Raw genomic sequence first — 16,017 nt, forward strand, 5'->3', positions numbered from 1 at the left:
CCGGGATCGGGCGCACGGCCGTCAGAGTCTAGCAACGGGGGGTCGGCCTCCCGTCGGGCGCGCGGGGGCCTGACGCATGGTCCGTGCGGACCGGATGGCGCGCGTCACGTTGCGCGCCTCGGCGCGTCCCCCACGCAAGGGGCTGAGCAGTACGACGGCCAGCACGATCAGGTAGGGCTTGAGCCGCACGAGCACGTTCTCGCCGTAGCGGAAGTGCACGACGAAGAGGTTGCGGTACATGTAGAACCCCTTCCACGTGTCGAGCGCGTGCTGCTGGTCGAAGTCGAGCTGGCGCACGATCACCGCGTCACGGACGGCGGTGACCGGGAACCCGGCCCGCCGGGCCCGGATGGTGAAGTCGGCGTCGTCGTAGAAGATGAAGTAGGACGGGTCGGGCAGCCCGATCGCGTCGATCACACGCCGGTGCACCATGAAGCCCTCGAACGCCGCGTTCTCGATCCCGACCTGCTCGGGCATGTCCGCGCGGCGGGTGTAGGCGGAGTCGACGGTGCCGAGCTTCGGCCTCACCGCAAGCGGGTTGCGCAGGTCGAAGCGGGTCGCCGCCTTCTCCACCAGGCTGCCGTGGCGGTCCTCGCGCACGGCGGCCAGGCACGGGCCGTCGTACCGGAGCAGGGCCTCGAGACAGTCCGGCGCCGGCACCACGTCGTCGTCCATGAGCCAGATCCGGTCGTGGCCGGCTGCGTGGGCCTGGCTCACGCCGAGGTGGAAGCCGCCCGCGCCACCGAGGTTCTCCCCGCTGCGGGTGACCTGCAGCGGGAGCGCGGAGGCGTGCGCCTCGAGCACCTGCTGCGTGTGGTCGGAGCTGTCGTTGTCGACCACGTAGACGGCGTCGACCGGCCGGGTCTGCGCGGCGAGCCCGTCGAGCGTCCGGCCGAGCAGGTCGGCCCGGTTGTAGGTGACGATGACCACGGCGACGGTCTCGGTCACGACAGGAACCTCCGGTGGCCGGTGAAGTCGCCGCGCAGGCCCGCACGCATCGCCTGGGCGCTCAGCCGCAACCGGCCCAGGCTGGGCCGGGTGAAGCTGTAGAACCACGCGGTCTTCACCACGAACGCCAGCGCGTGGAGCCGGCCGCGGTAGCTGAGCAGGTTGACCAGGTTGTTGCGAGCCATGCAGTAGTGCTTCAGGTCGCTCGGGGAGTCGTTGTAGGTGGTGATCCCGAACATCATCGGGGTGCCGAGGTTGCCCACGCTCGGGTGGCGCACCACCGCGTCGACGACGGTTGCCACCCGGGCACCGGCCTCCTCGGCGCGGAGGCGGTACTCGTGGTCGTCGCCCCAGATGAAGAACTCCTCCCGCGGCAGCCCGATCCGGTCGACCAGCGCGCGCGTCACCAGCACCCCGTTGAACGGGATGACGATGCCGTCGATTCGGCCGTCGCGCGCGGCAGCCCGGACGTCGTCCAGGGCGTGCACGACCCGGGCTCCTCCGGGCAGCCGGATCGGGAAGACCAGCCGGTCCGGCCGGGCCTCGTCGACGACCAGCGGCCCCCAGAACTCCAGCCGGCCCCGGTGCTGCAGCAGCCGGTCGAGGCAGTCGGGGTCCGGCAGCCCGTCGTCGTCCATGAGCCAGACCAGGTCCGCGCCCTCGTCGATCGCCCAGGCCAGTCCGTCGTGGAAGCCGCCGGCCCCGCCCTTGTTGTGGGCCAGCGTCCGGGCCGCGACCCGGGGTCCGGTGGCCGGGGTGCCGGCGGCGACCTCGTCCAGCCATGCGCGGGTGCCGTCGGTGGAGGCGTTGTCGACCACGAGCACCGCGGCGAGCGCGTCGACCTGCTGCAGTGACTCCACCAGCCGGCGGACCAGGGCCAGCCGGTTGTAGGTGACGACGACGGCCACCACCTGCTGCTCGATCACGGTGCACACCCTACGGGTGGCGCCTGGGACCGACCTCAGCAGGCGGAGGCGAGATCGTCGGTCTGGTTGGCCACGTAGCCCTCGCCGAGCGAGCCGACCGAGCCGCCCGTGACCTGGGCGGGCGGATTGCCCGCTCCGGCCCCTGCCCCACCCTTCGCTCGCGGCGCGGCCTCCACCTTCGTGCCCTCGGCCCGGTCGATCGCCGCCTCGACCTTGCTCCGGACCAGGTCGATGTCGGGCTCGGCGGTGTTGATCATCGGCGGCACCAGCGACAGCGTGGACATCGGCTGCGAGCGGGCCTTCAGCGCGAGGTCGATGAACCGGTCGACCTCACCGGTCGGCAGGTTCGTCGAGACCATCTCCGAGCCCGCCTCGGCGATCTTCTCGAAGTTGCGCAGCGCCGTCTGCGGGCTGACCTGGCTGACCATCGCCTGCATCACGCACTTCTGGCGGGCCATCCTCGAGTAGTCGTCGGAGCCCTCCCGCGCCCTGGCGAACCACAGCGTGTCGTGTCCGTCGAGCACCCGGACCCCGGGCTCGATGTAGCCGGTGACGTCGTCGCCGAGGCCGCCGACCGGGATCCGGTCGCGGACGTTGAGCCGCACGCCGCCGAAGGCGTCGACCAGCTTGGCGAAGCCGCGCATGTTGACCATCACCCAGTAGTTCACGTCCAGGCCGGTGATGCCCTCCACCGCCGAGATCGTGGCGTCCACACCGGGGTTCTCGGACCTGCCGAACAGCTCGGGGTTGTCGAGGGCGAAGGTGCTCAGCGAGTTGAGGTAGCACTCCTCGCAGTCGTAGCCGTCGGGGAACTGCTCGTGCATCACGGAGCCCTCGGCGAACGGGAAGTTCTGCATGTTGCGCGGCAGGCCGATCAGGACCGTGCGACCGGTCTCGGCGTCGATGCTGGCCACGGTCATGCTGTCGGGGCGCAGTCCCCACCGGTCGGCTCCGGAGTCACCGCCGAGGAGCAGCACGTTGTAGCGGCCGTCCGTGGCCGCACTGGCCTCGCCGTCGCTGAACATCGCGAGCAGGTCGCGCTGGACCCCGACCACGTGCGAGGCGAAGAGCAGGCTCCCGGCCACCGAGAAGCACAGGAAGCCGTTGAGGCCGACCATCGCCAGCCGCTGCTTCTGGCGCAGCTCGAGCGGCTGACCGAGGCGCCAGGCGTCGAGGAACAGCACCGCCCAGCCGACGGCGAGCGCGAGCAGGGTGAACCGGACCAGGCCGAGCAGGAGGGTGTTGCTCATCAGCCAGAAGACGAAGCCGTGCCAGATCAGGCCGAGGAGTACGACGAGCACGGTGCTGCCGAGCAGCAGCAGCCAGATCCGCAACGCGATGCGGCCGACCTGGCGGCGGCCGGCGACGAGCTGGGCGGAGCCGGGGATGACCAGGGTCATCAGCATGAGGGTCACCGCACGCCGGAACCGGACGCGGGCCAGGGTGTCGTCCAGCCGGCCGGTCGCGCGGGGGGAAGAGACCGGTGGCATCGGGTTGCCTTTCGGTGCTGCGGGTGGGGAAGTCGCTCCCAGTATCACCAGTCACACCTGCAACAGCCGGGAACGCCGCGCCGACGGAGTGCGGGGGCCCGCACGGTACCGTCTGCTCCCATGGCAGACCGACGCCGCGGAGACGGAGAACCGCCGGAGGGCACGCCCGAGTACGACTGGCTCTACGGAGGCGGCCGTTCCGGCGCACCCGGCGACCCCGAGCCGACCCGGGTGCTCCCGACGATGGGGCGCCCGGGCGCCAGCGACGCCGGCTCGAGGGCGAGCCGTCCCCGCTCCGGCTCCGGCGGCCCGGTCACACCTCCGCCGCCACCCGCCGCTGCCGGCCGTCGCGGGTCGACGCCTCCGCCGCCGACCTCGGCTCGCAGGTCCCGCCGCGGCTTCGGCTGGGTCAAGCTGGTCCTGCTGCTGTGGCTGGTGTTCCTGGTCGCCGTACCCGTGTGGGCGTGGAGCAACATCGAGAAGGTCGACGCGGCACCGGACGGCGAACGGCCCGGCTCCCAGCCCGGCCACACCTATCTGCTCGTCGGCAGCGACAGCCGCGAGGGCCTGACCAAGGCCGAACGACGTCGACTCGGCACCGGCGGCGCCGAGGGCCGGCGCACCGACACGATCATGCTGCTGCACACCGGTGCGGGCCCGAACCTGCTGATGTCGATCCCGCGGGACTCCCAGGTGGAGGTGCCCGGCTACGGCACGACCAAGGTCAACGCCGCCTACGCCTACGGTGGCCCCGAGCTGCTCGTGGAGACGCTCGAGAACGAGACCGGGATCCGGATCGACAGCTACGTCGAGATCGGCTTCGGCGGCTTCGTCAACGTCGTCGACGCCGTCGGCGGCATCGAGATCTGCCCCGAGCGGGCGATGAACGACCCGCTGGCCAAGCTCAAGATCGAGAAGGGCTGCCAGGACGTCGACGGCCCGACCGCGCTCGGCTACGCGCGCTCGCGCCACGCCACGAAGCTCGGTGACATCGACCGGGCCCGCAACCAGCGAGAGGTGGTCAGCGCGGTCGGCGACAAGGCCGCCTCCCCGTGGTCGGTGCTCAACCCGGTCCGCTACGTCCGGCTGGCCTCGGCCGGCTCGGAGTCGGTGGTCCTCGGCGAGGACACCGGCCCGTTCGACACGCTCCGCTTCGCGTGGGCGATGACCAGGGTCAGCGGTGAGAACGGGCTGACCTGCGGCGTCCCGATCGTCGACTTCGCCGTGAACTGGGACTCCGAGCGGGCACCGCGGATGTTCCAGCTGATCCAGGAGGACCGCGTGGACGAGATGCCGAAGAGCCTGTGCACACCGTCGGGGTTCCCGCGATGACCTACGAGACGCTCGACTACACCGTCGACGACGGCATCCTCACGCTCACCCTCGACCGGCCCGACCAGCTCAACGCGTTCACGGTGACCATGGCCGAGGAGCTCGTCGACGCCTACGACCGGGCCGGCCGCGACGATGCCGTCGCCGCGATCGTGGTGACCGGACGGGGCCGCGCGTTCTGTGCCGGGATGGACCTGTCCGTCGGCGGCAACGTGTTCGGCCTCGACGAGTCCCTGGAGCCGTCGCTGGCAGATCTCGAGGAGCGCCTCGAGGACCCCGCGATCGTCGCCGGCGTCCGGGACACCGGCGGCCGCGTGTCGCTGGCGGTCTACCGCTGCCCCAAGCCGGTGATCGGTGCGATCAACGGTCCCGCCGTGGGCATCGGCGCGACCATGACCCTGCCGATGGACGTCCGGCTGGCCTCGGAGCGGGCCCGGATCGGCTTCGTGTTCGGCAAGCTCGGGATCGTGCCCGAGGCCGCCTCGTCCTGGTTCCTGCCGCGGATCGTCGGGATCAGCCGGGCGCTGGAGTGGGTCTACACCGCCGACATCCTCACCGCCGAGGAGGCCCTCGACGGCGGTCTGGTGCGCTCGGTGCACCCCGAGGACGAGCTGCTCGACGCCGCCCACGACCTCGCCCGGCGGTTCACCCGCCACCGCTCCCCCGTCGCCACAGCCCTGGCCCGGCAGATGATGTGGCGCAACGCCGCCCAGCCGCACCCGCTCGAGGCGCACAAGGTCGACTCGCTGGCGATGTTCTACACCAGCATCGGCGACGGCAAGGAGGGCGTCGCGGCCTTCCTCGACAAGCGCGACCCCGAGTTCACCGGGCGTACGACGGACATGCCGCCGTTCTACCCCTGGCAGGACTGAGGCCAGGTCTCCACCAGGCGCCACAGTGCCTCGGTGAGCTCGCGCACCAGCGCCTCACGACCCTGCGGGGTGGCCCGGTCCAGCGACAGGTAGGGGTTGAGATCCTCGAGCTCGACGAGCAGCAGCCGGCCGTCCGCCGTACGCGCCGCGTCGACCCGCTGCAAGCCGTGCTCGATGTCGTTCCACTCCACGAACCTGCGGACGAACGACTCGTCCTCGTCGCTCGGCTCGTAGGGCTCGAGCTCCCAGCGTTGCCGCGGGTCGGGGGTGTGCAGCGCGTAGACCAGCGTCCGGTCCACGACGTAGAACGACACCTCGTGGACGATCTCGACCATCGGCTGGACGACGACGCCGGCCGGGTCGGCGGCCCGGACCTCCTCCGCCGTGCCCATCGTCAGGCCGGCCGAGTCGGCGCCGAGCAGCGGCTTGACGACGTACCTGTCACTCGGCGGCAGCCGGTCGAGCTCCCCGGCGGAGCCGACCGACGGGATCACCGGGAAGCCGTCCCGGTAGAGGTCGAGCAGGTGCTGCTTGCCGAGCATGTCGCCCTTGCCGGTCAGCTCGTTGTAGACCCGTTGTCCCGTCGCCCACGCACGGTGGCGGAAGTGCGCGTACGCCGCCGGGTAGCCCGCGACCGGGCCGCTGTTGCGCACCAGCACCACGTCGAACCCGGCCATCGCGTCCGCCGCCTCGGTCGGCAGGCAGCGCTCGACGTCGAAGGACTCCGCGAGCCGGCCGCCGAGGTAGACGTCCTCGCCGGCATACTCCCGGCCCCGGGCGACGTAGTGGGGGTCGGTGACGAGCAGGACCCGTGGCCGTGCCACCGTCAGCCCACTGGCACGCCGGCCCGGGAGAAGACCACGCCGTCGTCCTCGACCGGTCCGCGGCGCATCAGGCGCACGTCGCGGGGATAGTTCTGGTGCAACCGCCACGGCGCGGCCGGGCCCTGCTTGGGCAGCCGGTGGACGCTGCGCAGCACGTAGCCGGACTTCAGGTCGATCAACGGGACCGGGTCCCAGGACGCTGAGTCCGCCGGCGTCACCGGCGTGACCACCTGGTGGCCGTGGGTGTCCATGTGGTTCAGCAGCCGGCACACATAGTGGGCGACGAGGTCGGCCTTCAGGGTCCACGACGCGTTGGTGTAGCCGATGGTCAGCGCGAAGTTGGGCACGCCGGAGAGCATCATCCCCTTGTAGGAGTAGGTGTCGGCGAGCGCGATCTCGCGTCCGTCGACGGACAGGCTCATCCCGCCGATCGGTAGCAGGTTCAGCCCCGTCGCGGTGACCACCAGGTCGGCCTCCAGCTCGGCGCCCGACGCCAGCCGGATGCCGCGCTCGGTGAAGGTCTCGATCCGGTCGGTCACGATCTCGGCCCGGCCGCTGCGGATCGCCCGGAACAGGTCGCCGTCGGGCACCAGGCACAGCCGCTGGTCCCAGGGGTCGTACGACGGGCCGAAGTGGGTGTCGACGTCGTACCCCTCCGGCAGCATCCGCAGAGCCGCCTTGCGCAGCAGGGACTTCATCAACGCCGGCCGTCGCCGGCTCAGCTGGAAGCTCGCCATCGAGACGAGCACGTTCTTCCACCGCACGAGGGGGTAGACCCAGCTCGCCGGCAGTCGGCCGCGCAGCGCGTCGGCCAGTGGGTCCTTCGCCGGCAGGGAGGCGACGTAGCTCGGCGACCGCTGGAGCATCGTGACGTGGGCAGCGGTTCCCGCCATCGCCGGCACCAGGGTCACCGCGGTCGCGCCGCTGCCGATCACGACCACCCGCCGACCGGCGTGGTCGAGGTCCTCGGGCCAGTGCTGGGGGTGCACCACCTGGCCGGTGAACCGCTCGACGCCGGGGAGGTCCGGGGTGTAGCCCTCGTCGTAGCGGTAGTAGCCCGAGCACACCGACAGGAACGAGCAGGTGAGCGTGACCGGCTCGCCGCCGTCGCGCTCGGCAGTCACCGTCCAGCGGGCGTCTGTGCTGGACCACTCGGCGGCGGTGACCCGGTGCCCGAACCGGATCCGCCGGTCGATCCCCCGCTCGCGGGCGGTGTCGCGGACGTAGTCGCGGATCGACGGGCCGTCGGCGATCGCCTTGGCCTGCGTCCACGGCCGGAACGCGTAGCCGAGGGTGAACATGTCGGAGTCTGAGCGGACCCCCGGGTAGCGGAACAGGTCCCAGGTGCCGCCGATCGCGTCCCGGGCCTCGAGGATCGCGAAGCTCTTGCCGGGGCACTCGTCCTGCAGGTGGGCGGCCGCACCGATGCCGGACAGGCCGGCTCCCACGATGAGGACGTCGACGTGTTCGCTGCTCACCCGGGGCAGGCTAGCAACCCGCGTCGTCGGCGGCTTCCTCGACAGAGTCGGGTACGACGACCGCTCCGCAGGAAGAGGTTGATGCCCGCGATCGGCAGCGGGGCCACGGCGAGGCTCAGCCAGCCCGGTCACCCAGGCCGGGCAGCGAGAACCACCACTCCTCCTGGAGACGGGCCGGGCGGCCCGGAGCACTCGTTCCCCGCCGGAGGGCACCTCAATCGCGACCTGCCCTCAAGCGGCCCCGCCGGGGTGCCGAAGAAGAGAGGGAAGGTCGTTGAGCTCTCGGGAGATCAGATGTGGGACGAGCAGTGGGCTCGTAAGGGGCAGTGCCGCCAGGCGCCCCTCGACGCGATGTACGTGCGCGGCGCCGCGCAGAACCAGGCCAAGCGCCAGTGCCTGGGCTGCCCGGTGAAGACCGAGTGCCTCACCGAGGCCCTCGACAACCGCATCGAGTGGGGCGTGTGGGGTGGGATGACCGAGCGCGAACGCCGGGCCGTGCTGCTGCGCCACCCCGACGTCACGTCGTGGCGCGAGTTCTTCCTCGAGGCTCGGGCGGCCCACGCCGCCCAGGGGCGCACGAGCGCCGGCCTCGGCGCCGCCGCCCGGGCGCGCGAGGACGTCCGTACGACGCGCGTCGCCTGAGCGACGAGCCCCGCCGGACGCCCTCGCGGCGGTGGCTCAGCCCACCGGTGTGAAGTCGCGCGCGCCGATGAAGTCCGGCCGCGGCCGGCTCGCCGCGAACGGCTCACCGCACGTGTTCTCGACGCTGTTGAAGACCAGGAACACGTTCGACCGCGCGAACGGCGTGATGTTGCCGTTCGAGCCGTGCATGCAGTTGCAGTCGAAGAACGTCGCCCCACCGGCCTTGCCCTCGAGCACGTCGATCCCGTGCCGCTGCGCGAGGTCGTGCAGGGCCTGGTGGTCCGGGGTGCCGGCCTCCTGCTGGACCAGCGAGGACTTGTAGTTGTCGTCGGGTGTCTCACCGACGCAGGAGACAAAGGTCTTGTGCGAGCCCGGCATGATCATCAGCGGCCCGTTGAACGAGTAGTTGTCGGTGAGCGAGATCGAGCAGCTCACCGCCCGCATCCGGGGCATCCCGTCCTCGGCGTGCCAGGTCTCGAAGTCGGAGTGCCAGTAGAACTCCTTGCCGTCGAACCCGGGCTTGAAGTTCACCCGGCTCTGGTGGATGTAGACGTCGGAGCCGAGGAGCTGGCGGGCCCGGTCGACGACGCGAGGGTCGTTCGCGATCTTCGCGAACACCTGGCTGACCTTGTGCACCTCGAAGATCGAGCGCACCTCCTGCGAGGACCGCTCGACGATGGTGCGCTCGTCTGCGCGGACCGAGGGGTCCTCGGAGAGCCGGCGCAGCTCGGCCCGGAACTCCTCCACCTCGTCGGGGGTGATCAGGTCCTCGACGGTCAGGTAGCCCCTGGCGTCGAAGCCCTCGAGGGTGCCCTCGTCCATCGGGCCGCTCGCGGCGCTGCCCCACACGACCGGGTCCTGGCGAGCGATCGGGGGTGCCGGGGTGCTCAGCCGGGTCGGGTAGACGTCCTGGATACGGTCGACGGTCTCGGTCATGCGGAAACCTCCTCGGTCTCGTGCTCGGTCGGTTCGTCGGTCAGGAGTGGGTAGACCCCGCGCTCGTCGTGGACCTCACGGCCGGTCACCGGCGGGTTGAAGACGCAGGCCATGCGCAGGTCGGTGGTGGCGCGCACCCGGTGGCGCTCATGGCCGTCGAGGAGGTACAGGGTCCCGTCGGCGAGCGGGTGCACCTCCCCGGTCTCGTCGTTGACGAGCTCTCCCTCACCGCCGACGCAGTACACCGCCTCGATGTGGTTGGCGTACCACATCGAGGTCTCGGTGCCGGCGTACAGGACGGTGTCGTGGAAGGAGAAGCCCACGCCCTCGCGGGCGAGGACGAAGCGGCGGCTGCGCCACGTGTCGGCCCGGACGTCACGCTCGGTGCCGTCGAGGTCGGTGAGGTTGCGGACGATCATGGTGTGCTCCCGGTGTCTGTCAGGCGGCCACGGCCTCGGCGGCCGCGCGCGTGAGGATGGTCAGGCCTTCGGCGAGGTCGTCGCCGTCGATGGTCAGGGCGGGCATCACCTTGACGACCTCCGAGTCGGGGCCGGAGGTCTCCACCAGCAGCCCGTGCTCGTAGGCGGCAGCGGCGATCCGCTCGGCCGCGGTCACGTCGGGGAAGACGACGCCGGCGAGCATCCCCCTCCCGCGGAGGGCCGCGCCCTCGTGCTGGTCGGCGATGTGCTGCAGACCCTCGTGGAGCTGCGCGATCCGGTCAACCAGGCTCTTGGTGAACACGTCGTCGGTCCAGAACCGGTCCAGGGCCGCAGCGCCGGTCACGAAGGCGAGGTTGTGTCCGCGGAAGGTCCCGTTGTGCTCCCCCGGCGCCCAGATGTCGAGCTCGGGACGGAACAGCGTGAGCGCCATCGGCAGCCCGAAGCCGGAGATCGACTTGGAGAGGCAGACGATGTCGGGGACGATGCCGGCCTCCTCGAAGCTGAGGAACGTGCCGGTGCGTCCGCACCCGGCCTGCACGTCGTCGACGATCAGCAGGATCTCGTGCCGATGGCACAGGTCGGCCAGCGCCCTGAGCCACTCGGCGCGCGCGGCGTTCAGCCCGCCCTCGCCCTGCACGGTCTCGACGATCACCGCCGCCGGCTTGTCCACGCCCGACCCGCTGTCCTCCAGCACCCGCTCGAGCCAGAGGAAGTCCTCGGTCGCGCCGGAGAAGTAGTCGTCGTAGGGGATCTTGGAGCTGTTGGTCAGCGGGATGCCCGCACCCTGCCGCTTCATGGAGTTGCCGGTGACCGACAGCGAGCCCAGGGTCATGCCGTGGAAGGCGTTGGTGAACGACAGCACGTGCTGGCGGCCGGTCGCCTTGCGGGCCAGCTTCAGCGCCGCCTCGACGCTGTTGGTGCCGGTCGGGCCGGGGAACATCACCTTGTAGTCCAGCCCGCGCGGCTCGAGCACCACGTCACGGAAGCGCTCCAGGAAGGTCCGCTTGGCGACGGTGTGCATGTCCAGCGAGTGCACGATCGCCCCACTGCGCAGGTAGGCCAGGAGCGGCTCGAGCAGGTCGGGGTGGTTGTGCCCGTAGTTGAGGGCACCGGCCCCCGAGAAGAAGTCGAGGTAGCCGCGGCCGTGCTCGTCGTACACGCGGCTGCCCTCGGCTCTGGCGAACACCGCCGGCCAGTCCCGGCAGTAGCTGCGGACCTCCGACTCGAGCGACTCGAACACGTCTACTGACATCTGGTTCCTTCCTCGTGCAGGCACAGGGGGACGGTGGAGAGCGGTACGGCGGTCAGGGGGTGTGACGGGTCAGGCAAGAGGGCCGATGCGAAACAGCAGCTCGGCGTCGTGACCGTCGGGGAAGTGCCCGGGCTCGAACAGCGGCTCGCGGCGCACGTCGGCGCCGCGGCCGGCGGCGAACGACCCGAAGAGGTTGATCGACGCCTCGTTGTCGGCGGTGATCGTGGTCTCCAGGACCCCGACCGGCCGCTCCTGCCGGTCGACGAGCTCGTCGAGCATCCGGCGGCCGAGACCCCGGCCGCGGTGGGCCTTGTCGACGGCGACCTGCCAGACCATCAACGTGTCGGGCGCGTCCGGGCGGAGGTACCCCGAGACGAAGCCCGCTGGCTGCCCCGCGACCTCGGCCACGATCGACGTACGCGCGAAGTCACGGCACCAGAGCAGGTAGGCGTAGGAGGCGTTGAGGTCGAGCGTCCTCGAGTCGCGGGCAATCCGCCACAGGGCGGCGCCGTCCTGCACGGTGGGCGGACGGAGGTCGACTCGGTCAGGGATCTGCTGGGCGGCGGGCTGGTCTGCTGTCGTCGGAAGCATCCCCGGCAACGTAACGACCTGAGCCAGAAGTGCAACCCTGCTTGGTGACTCAGCCCGCGGAAGGACGCCGGAACCCCCCGCTCACCTGCGGCTCTGCAGATGACGTGGACTGGGTCACATCAGTCCGATTTCGCCCTGGCGCGGTGCGCGCCGGGTCGAGGTCAGAGCTCCGACTGCACCCCGGCGAGGAGCTGGCGGGCCATCACGATCCGCTGCACCTGGTTGGTGCCCTCGTAGATCTGGGTGATCTTCGCGTCGCGCATCATCCGCTCGACCGGGTACTCGCGGGTGTAGCCGTAGCCGCCGAGCACCTGTACCGCGTCGACGGTGACCTGCATCGCCGTGTCGGAGGCGAACGCCTTCGCCGCGGCGCCGAAGAAGGTCAGGTCCTTGTCGTTACGCTCCGAGCGGCCGGCAGCGGCGTACGTCAGCTGACGCGCGGCCTCCACCTTCATGCCCATGTCGGCGAGCATGAACTGCAGGCCCTGGAAGTCGGCGATCGGCTTGCCGAACTGCTGACGCTCCTTGGCGTAGCCGAGCGCGTAGTCGAGTGCGCCCTGCGCGATGCCGACCGCCTGCGCGGCGATCGTCACCCGGGTGTGGTCGAGCACGCGCATCGCGGTCGCGAAGCCGGTGCCCTCCTCGCCGATCATCCGGTCGGCGGGGATGCGGACGTTGTCGAAGTAGACCTCGCGCGTCGGGGAGCCCTTGATGCCGAGCTTCTTCTCCGGAGCACCGAAGGAGACACCCTCGTCGTCCTTCTCCACCACGAACGCCGAGATGCCGCGCGACCGCTTCTCGGGGTCGGTGACGGCGAACACCGTGTAGTACTTCGAGACCCCGGCGTTGGTGATCCAGCGCTTGACCCCGTTGAGCACCCAGGAGTCGCCGTCACGGACCGCGCGGGTCTTCATCGACGCGGCGTCGGAGCCGGCCTCGGGCTCGGACAGGCAGTAGGAGAACATCGCCTCGCCGGAGGCCACCGGGGTGAGGTACTTGCGCTTGAGCTCCTCCGAACCGGCCAGGATCAGCGGCAGCGTGCCGAGCTTGTTGACGCCGGGGATCAGCGAGGCCGACGCGTCGGCCCGGGCGACCTCCTCGATCACGATGCAGGTGGCGAGCGCGTCGGCCCCTGCCCCGCCGTACTCCTCGGAGATGTGGGGTGCGGCGAAGTCGGCGCCGGCCAGCGCGTCGTAGGCGGCCTGCGGGAACTCCCCGGTCTCGTCGACCTCGGCGGCTGCCGGGGCGACCTTGGCGTCGCAGACCGCCCGAACGGCCTCCCGGATGGCCTGGTGCTCCTCGGACAGGGCGAACATCGGGTACTCAGCGCTCATGGCCCGGATTCTACTTGCGGGTAGACCGGGCGGCGGCGTCGGCAGGAGCTCGATGTGGGAGCAGCGCCACCACCATCGCCCAGAGGCCGACCACGACCAGCAGCACTCCGGCCCGGTTGTGGCCCAGGACGTACGGCTCGAGCCACTCACCGATCCGGTATCCCCAGGCGGGCTCGCCCCGGGTCATCAGGAGGAGCATCCCGAGCTGGCTGCCGAGGTAGAGCGGCAGGCTGAGCCGCCCGGCGGTGACCACCGGCCCGGCGACGGGGCTCGCGACGATCCGGCCGACGGCGTAGGCCACGAGCGACCCGCCGCCCCGGGCCTCCCGAAGCCGCCATCCGCTCCACGCGCCCACGGCCACCGCGACCGGTACGACGGCCTCCCGGCCGGAACCCGCCGCCTCCGACGCCGGCACGGCCAGGGCGAGGGCGAGCACCAACGGCCACGCCAGGCCCACGACGACGAGCAGCAGCAACCGCGCCCACAGCCGGGCGGCGGCACGAGCAGGGGTCGATCCGGTGCGCGGGCGCAGGACCGCACCGCACGACCACAGCGCCAGCAACAGCCACAGCCCGGGCGCGGCGGCGGTCACCCACGCTTCCCGCCCCGCGGGGCCGGGGTCCCCGGGCAGTACGGCGGCCACCGCCACCACCAGGGCCAGCACCAGGCCGGTGACCAGCTCCACCGCCCTCCCCCGCACCGGCGTCCTCATGACCGCCAGACTAGGTTCGCTCCGCCTGCGACGACTCCCGCGTTTGGGGGACTCCGTCGTGGACACTGTGAGGTCATGACGACCTCACACGCACCCTGGCTGGACGAGAAGAACATCCGGTTCATGCTCGAGGAGTGCGACACCTGGGCGGTGGTCGGGCTCAGCGGCGACCCGAGCCGGACCGCCTACAGCGTCGCGCGGTTCCTCCAGGAGCGCGGCAAGCGGATCGTGCCGGTGCATCCGGAGGCCAACCACGTGCTCGGCGAGGACGGTTACGCCTCACTGGCCGAGATCCCGTTCCCGGTCGACGTCGTCGACGTGTTCCGGCGGTCCGAGGCGGCCGGGGAGTTCGCCGACCAGGCGGTCGCGATCGGGGCCAAGGCGGTGTGGTTCCAGCTCGGGGTGGTCGACCAGGAGGCCTTCGAGCGCACGTCGGCGGCCGACGTGCCGATGGTGATGGACACCTGCCCGGTCATCGAGTGGCCGCGCGTGGTCGGCCGCTGACTCAGCCGAAACCGACGGTGCGGGTCCGCTCGCCGCGCACCACGGCCCCCTTCGCGCGGGCGGCCTCGGCCAGCGACTCCTGGAACTGCTCCATCTGCTCACGCAGGCCCGCGTCGGCGGCGGCCAGGATGCGTACGGCGAGCAGGCCCGCGTTGCGCGCGTTGCCGATCGCGACCGTGGCGACGGGAACGCCCGAGGGCATCTGCACGATCGACAGCAGGGAGTCCATGCCGTCGAGGTGCTTCAGCGCCACCGGCACGCCGATCACCGGCAGCGGGGTGACCGCGGCCAGCATCCCCGGCAGGTGTGCGGCTCCCCCGGCGCCGGCGATGATCACCGAGAGGCCACGTCCGGCGGCCTCCTTGCCGTAGGCCAGCATCTCCTCGGGCATCCGGTGCGCGGAGACCACGTCGGCCTCGTAGGGCACCGAGAACTCCTCCAGGGCCTCGGCCGCGGCCTTCATCGTCGGCCAGTCGGAGTCCGACCCCATCACGATCCCGACGCGCGGGCTCTGCTCGCTCATGCTCACTCGCTCTCCATCCCCAGGTCGCCGCGGAACCACGCCGCGGCATGACGGGCCCGTTCGAGGACCTCGTCGAGGTCGTCTCCGTAGGCGGTCACGTGGCCGACCTTGCGCCCCGGCTTCACGGACTTGCCGTAGAGGTGCACCTTCAGCCGCGGGTCGCGGGCGAACACGTGCGGGTAGCCGGCGTACAGGTCCTCCGACACCGCGCCGTGGTCGCCGCCGAGGATGTTCACCATCACCGTCCACGGCGCTCGCGCGTCGGGTGCCCCGAGCGGCAGGTCGAGCACCGCGCGGAGATGGTTCTCGAACTGGCTGGTCACCGCGCCGTCCATGCTCCAGTGGCCCGTGTTGTGCGGGCGCATCGCGAGCTCGTTGACCAGCACGCGGCCGTCGCCGGTCTCGAACAGCTCGACGGCCAGGATGCCGGTGACGCCGAGCTCGCCGGCCACCTGCATGGCGATCTGCTGGGCCCGCACCGACAGCTCCGGGTCGAGCCCGGGTGCCGGCGCGATCACCTCCGAGCAGATCCCGTCGACCTGGACCGACTCCACGACCGGGTAGGCCGCGACCTGACCGGAGGGCGAGCGGGCCACGAGCGCGGACAGCTCGCGGCGGAAGTCGACCTTCTCCTCGGCGAGGATCTCGACACCGGCACGCCGGGCGACCTCGAAGGCCGCCGCGCAGTCGGCCTCGGAGTCGACCACCCAGACGCCCTTGCCGTCGTAGCCGCCGCGGGTGGTCTTCAGCACCACCGGGAACCCGCCGATCCGCTCGGCGAACGCGGTCACGTCCGCGGCCTCGGCAACGATCTCGTTGCGCGGGCAGGGCACACCCAGGTGGTGCAGCCGGGCCCGCATCACGCCCTTGTCCTGGGCGTGCACCAGCGCCCCGGGACCCGGACGGCAGGCCACCCCGGCCTCGGCGAGGGCGTGCAGGTGCTCGGTAGGCACGTGCTCGTGGTCGAAGGTCACAACCGAGCAGCCCCGGGTGACCTCGCGCAGCGTGTCCAGGTCGCGGTAGTCGCCGACCGTCGAGTCGGGGATGACCTGGGCGGCGGACACGCCTTCACCCTCGGCGAGCAGGCGCAGCGGTACGCCGAGCGGCACGGCGTACTGGGCCATCATCCGGGCCAGCTGCCCGCCGCCGATCACGGCGAGGACGGGTGTCGAACCGGGTGCGGGCGCAGGCGAGGTCACGGAGCAGAGCCTAA

Annotated in this window: 17 protein-coding genes; 4 read left to right on the forward strand and 13 right to left on the reverse strand. The window is 71.4% G+C overall.

The genetic code is table 11. The features are described 5' to 3' along the window. Positions 1-21: 21 nt before the first annotated feature. From ACYVIH_RS18270 to ACYVIH_RS18280, 3 genes are read right to left on the reverse strand one after another with little or no spacing between them, the layout of a single operon-like run. Positions 22-948 (reverse strand): glycosyltransferase family 2 protein, encoded by a 927-nt coding sequence (locus ACYVIH_RS18270; protein ID WP_460870950.1) that lies wholly within the window; start codon positions 946-948, stop codon positions 22-24. Next, a complete protein-coding gene (locus ACYVIH_RS18275) occupies positions 945-1,874 on the reverse strand; it encodes a glycosyltransferase family 2 protein (protein ID WP_460870951.1) in 930 nt (309 codons plus the stop codon). Before ACYVIH_RS18275 ends, ACYVIH_RS18270 begins: the two co-directional genes overlap by 4 nt. 35 nt (positions 1,875-1,909) lie before the next feature. Beyond that, positions 1,910-3,364 (reverse strand): LCP family protein, encoded by a 1,455-nt coding sequence (locus ACYVIH_RS18280; protein ID WP_460870952.1) that lies wholly within the window; start codon positions 3,362-3,364, stop codon positions 1,910-1,912. A 120-nt stretch (positions 3,365-3,484) separates the two neighbouring features. On the opposite strand from ACYVIH_RS18280, the gene ACYVIH_RS18285 reads away from it, so the two are divergent. Together ACYVIH_RS18285 and ACYVIH_RS18290 are read left to right on the forward strand one after the other, a co-directional pair. Further along, positions 3,485-4,696 carry an LCP family protein gene (locus ACYVIH_RS18285; protein ID WP_460870954.1) on the forward strand — a complete coding sequence of 404 codons (1,212 nt, stop codon included), beginning with the start codon at positions 3,485-3,487 and terminating at the stop codon, positions 4,694-4,696. Further along, positions 4,693-5,568, forward strand: coding sequence for a crotonase/enoyl-CoA hydratase family protein (locus ACYVIH_RS18290; RefSeq protein ID WP_460870955.1), 876 nt, complete (start codon positions 4,693-4,695; stop codon positions 5,566-5,568). The genes ACYVIH_RS18285 and ACYVIH_RS18290 overlap by 4 nt, the downstream gene beginning before the upstream one ends. On the opposite strand, the gene ACYVIH_RS18295 is transcribed toward ACYVIH_RS18290, so the two are convergent. Beyond that, a complete protein-coding gene (locus tag ACYVIH_RS18295; protein WP_460870957.1) occupies positions 5,550-6,392 on the reverse strand; it encodes an ATP-grasp domain-containing protein in 843 nt (280 codons plus the stop codon). The genes ACYVIH_RS18290 and ACYVIH_RS18295 overlap by 19 nt on opposite strands. A 2-nt stretch (positions 6,393-6,394) precedes the next feature. Then, a complete protein-coding gene (locus ACYVIH_RS18300; protein WP_460870958.1) occupies positions 6,395-7,870 on the reverse strand; it encodes a flavin-containing monooxygenase in 1,476 nt (491 codons plus the stop codon). A 294-nt stretch (positions 7,871-8,164) separates the two neighbouring features. Here ACYVIH_RS18300 and ACYVIH_RS18305 point away from each other — a divergent pair, with 294 nt between their 5' ends. Beyond that, complete coding sequence (locus tag ACYVIH_RS18305) at positions 8,165-8,512, forward strand: WhiB family transcriptional regulator (RefSeq protein WP_460870959.1); 348 nt, start codon at positions 8,165-8,167, stop codon at positions 8,510-8,512. A gap of 36 nt (positions 8,513-8,548) precedes the next feature. On the opposite strand, the gene thpD is transcribed toward ACYVIH_RS18305, so the two are convergent. The 6 genes from thpD to ACYVIH_RS18335 form a co-directional block, all read right to left on the reverse strand. Next, complete coding sequence (gene thpD, locus ACYVIH_RS18310; RefSeq protein ID WP_460870960.1) at positions 8,549-9,448, reverse strand: ectoine hydroxylase; 900 nt, start codon at positions 9,446-9,448, stop codon at positions 8,549-8,551. Then, a complete protein-coding gene (locus ACYVIH_RS18315; protein ID WP_460870961.1) occupies positions 9,445-9,867 on the reverse strand; it encodes an ectoine synthase in 423 nt (140 codons plus the stop codon). The genes thpD and ACYVIH_RS18315 overlap by 4 nt, the downstream gene beginning before the upstream one ends. A 19-nt stretch (positions 9,868-9,886) precedes the next feature. After that, positions 9,887-11,140, reverse strand: coding sequence for a diaminobutyrate--2-oxoglutarate transaminase (gene ectB / locus ACYVIH_RS18320; protein WP_460870962.1), 1,254 nt, complete (start codon positions 11,138-11,140; stop codon positions 9,887-9,889). A 69-nt stretch (positions 11,141-11,209) separates the two neighbouring features. Further along, positions 11,210-11,731 (reverse strand): diaminobutyrate acetyltransferase, encoded by a 522-nt coding sequence (ectA, locus tag ACYVIH_RS18325; protein ID WP_460870963.1) that lies wholly within the window; start codon positions 11,729-11,731, stop codon positions 11,210-11,212. Positions 11,732-11,892: 161 nt separating this feature from the next. Beyond that, positions 11,893-13,065 carry an acyl-CoA dehydrogenase family protein gene (locus ACYVIH_RS18330; RefSeq protein ID WP_460870964.1) on the reverse strand — a complete coding sequence of 391 codons (1,173 nt, stop codon included), beginning with the start codon at positions 13,063-13,065 and terminating at the stop codon, positions 11,893-11,895. Between the two features lie 10 nt (positions 13,066-13,075). Then, complete coding sequence (locus tag ACYVIH_RS18335) at positions 13,076-13,777, reverse strand: hypothetical protein (protein ID WP_460870965.1); 702 nt, start codon at positions 13,775-13,777, stop codon at positions 13,076-13,078. Positions 13,778-13,852: 75 nt separating this feature from the next. On the opposite strand from ACYVIH_RS18335, the gene ACYVIH_RS18340 reads away from it, so the two are divergent. Then, on the forward strand, positions 13,853-14,281 hold the full coding sequence (locus ACYVIH_RS18340) for a CoA-binding protein (protein ID WP_460870966.1): 429 nt from the start codon (positions 13,853-13,855) through the stop codon (positions 14,279-14,281). A gap of 1 nt (position 14,282) precedes the next feature. Here ACYVIH_RS18340 and purE read toward each other — a convergent pair whose 3' ends face one another. Both purE and ACYVIH_RS18350 read right to left on the reverse strand, forming a co-directional pair. Next, positions 14,283-14,804, reverse strand: a complete 522-nt coding sequence (gene purE / locus ACYVIH_RS18345; protein WP_460870967.1) for a 5-(carboxyamino)imidazole ribonucleotide mutase — start codon at positions 14,802-14,804, stop codon at positions 14,283-14,285. 2 nt (positions 14,805-14,806) lie between these two features. Then, positions 14,807-16,003 carry a 5-(carboxyamino)imidazole ribonucleotide synthase gene (locus ACYVIH_RS18350; protein ID WP_460870968.1) on the reverse strand — a complete coding sequence of 399 codons (1,197 nt, stop codon included), beginning with the start codon at positions 16,001-16,003 and terminating at the stop codon, positions 14,807-14,809. Positions 16,004-16,017 lie beyond the last annotated feature (14 nt).

The sequence above is a fragment of the Nocardioides pakistanensis genome (assembly GCF_054781215.1).

Bases quoted from the DNA above. Each gene is read 5' to 3' on its own strand.
- ectB (WP_460870962.1), bottom strand. From the start codon at position 11,140: ATGTCAGTAGACGTGTTCGAGTCGCTCGAGTCGGAGGTCCGCAGCTAC.
- ACYVIH_RS18285 (WP_460870954.1), top strand. From the start codon at position 3,485: ATGGCAGACCGACGCCGCGGAGACGGAGAACCGCCGGAGGGCACGCCC.
- purE (WP_460870967.1), bottom strand. From the start codon at position 14,804: ATGAGCGAGCAGAGCCCGCGCGTCGGGATCGTGATGGGGTCGGACTCC.
- thpD (WP_460870960.1), bottom strand. From the start codon at position 9,448: ATGACCGAGACCGTCGACCGTATCCAGGACGTCTACCCGACCCGGCTG.
- ACYVIH_RS18335 (WP_460870965.1), bottom strand. From the start codon at position 13,777: ATGAGGACGCCGGTGCGGGGGAGGGCGGTGGAGCTGGTCACCGGCCTG.
- ACYVIH_RS18290 (WP_460870955.1), top strand. From the start codon at position 4,693: ATGACCTACGAGACGCTCGACTACACCGTCGACGACGGCATCCTCACG.
- ectA (WP_460870963.1), bottom strand. From the start codon at position 11,731: ATGCTTCCGACGACAGCAGACCAGCCCGCCGCCCAGCAGATCCCTGAC.
- ACYVIH_RS18305 (WP_460870959.1), top strand. From the start codon at position 8,165: ATGTGGGACGAGCAGTGGGCTCGTAAGGGGCAGTGCCGCCAGGCGCCC.
- ACYVIH_RS18330 (WP_460870964.1), bottom strand. From the start codon at position 13,065: ATGAGCGCTGAGTACCCGATGTTCGCCCTGTCCGAGGAGCACCAGGCC.
- ACYVIH_RS18280 (WP_460870952.1), bottom strand. From the start codon at position 3,364: ATGCCACCGGTCTCTTCCCCCCGCGCGACCGGCCGGCTGGACGACACC.
- ACYVIH_RS18315 (WP_460870961.1), bottom strand. From the start codon at position 9,867: ATGATCGTCCGCAACCTCACCGACCTCGACGGCACCGAGCGTGACGTC.
- ACYVIH_RS18340 (WP_460870966.1), top strand. From the start codon at position 13,853: ATGACGACCTCACACGCACCCTGGCTGGACGAGAAGAACATCCGGTTC.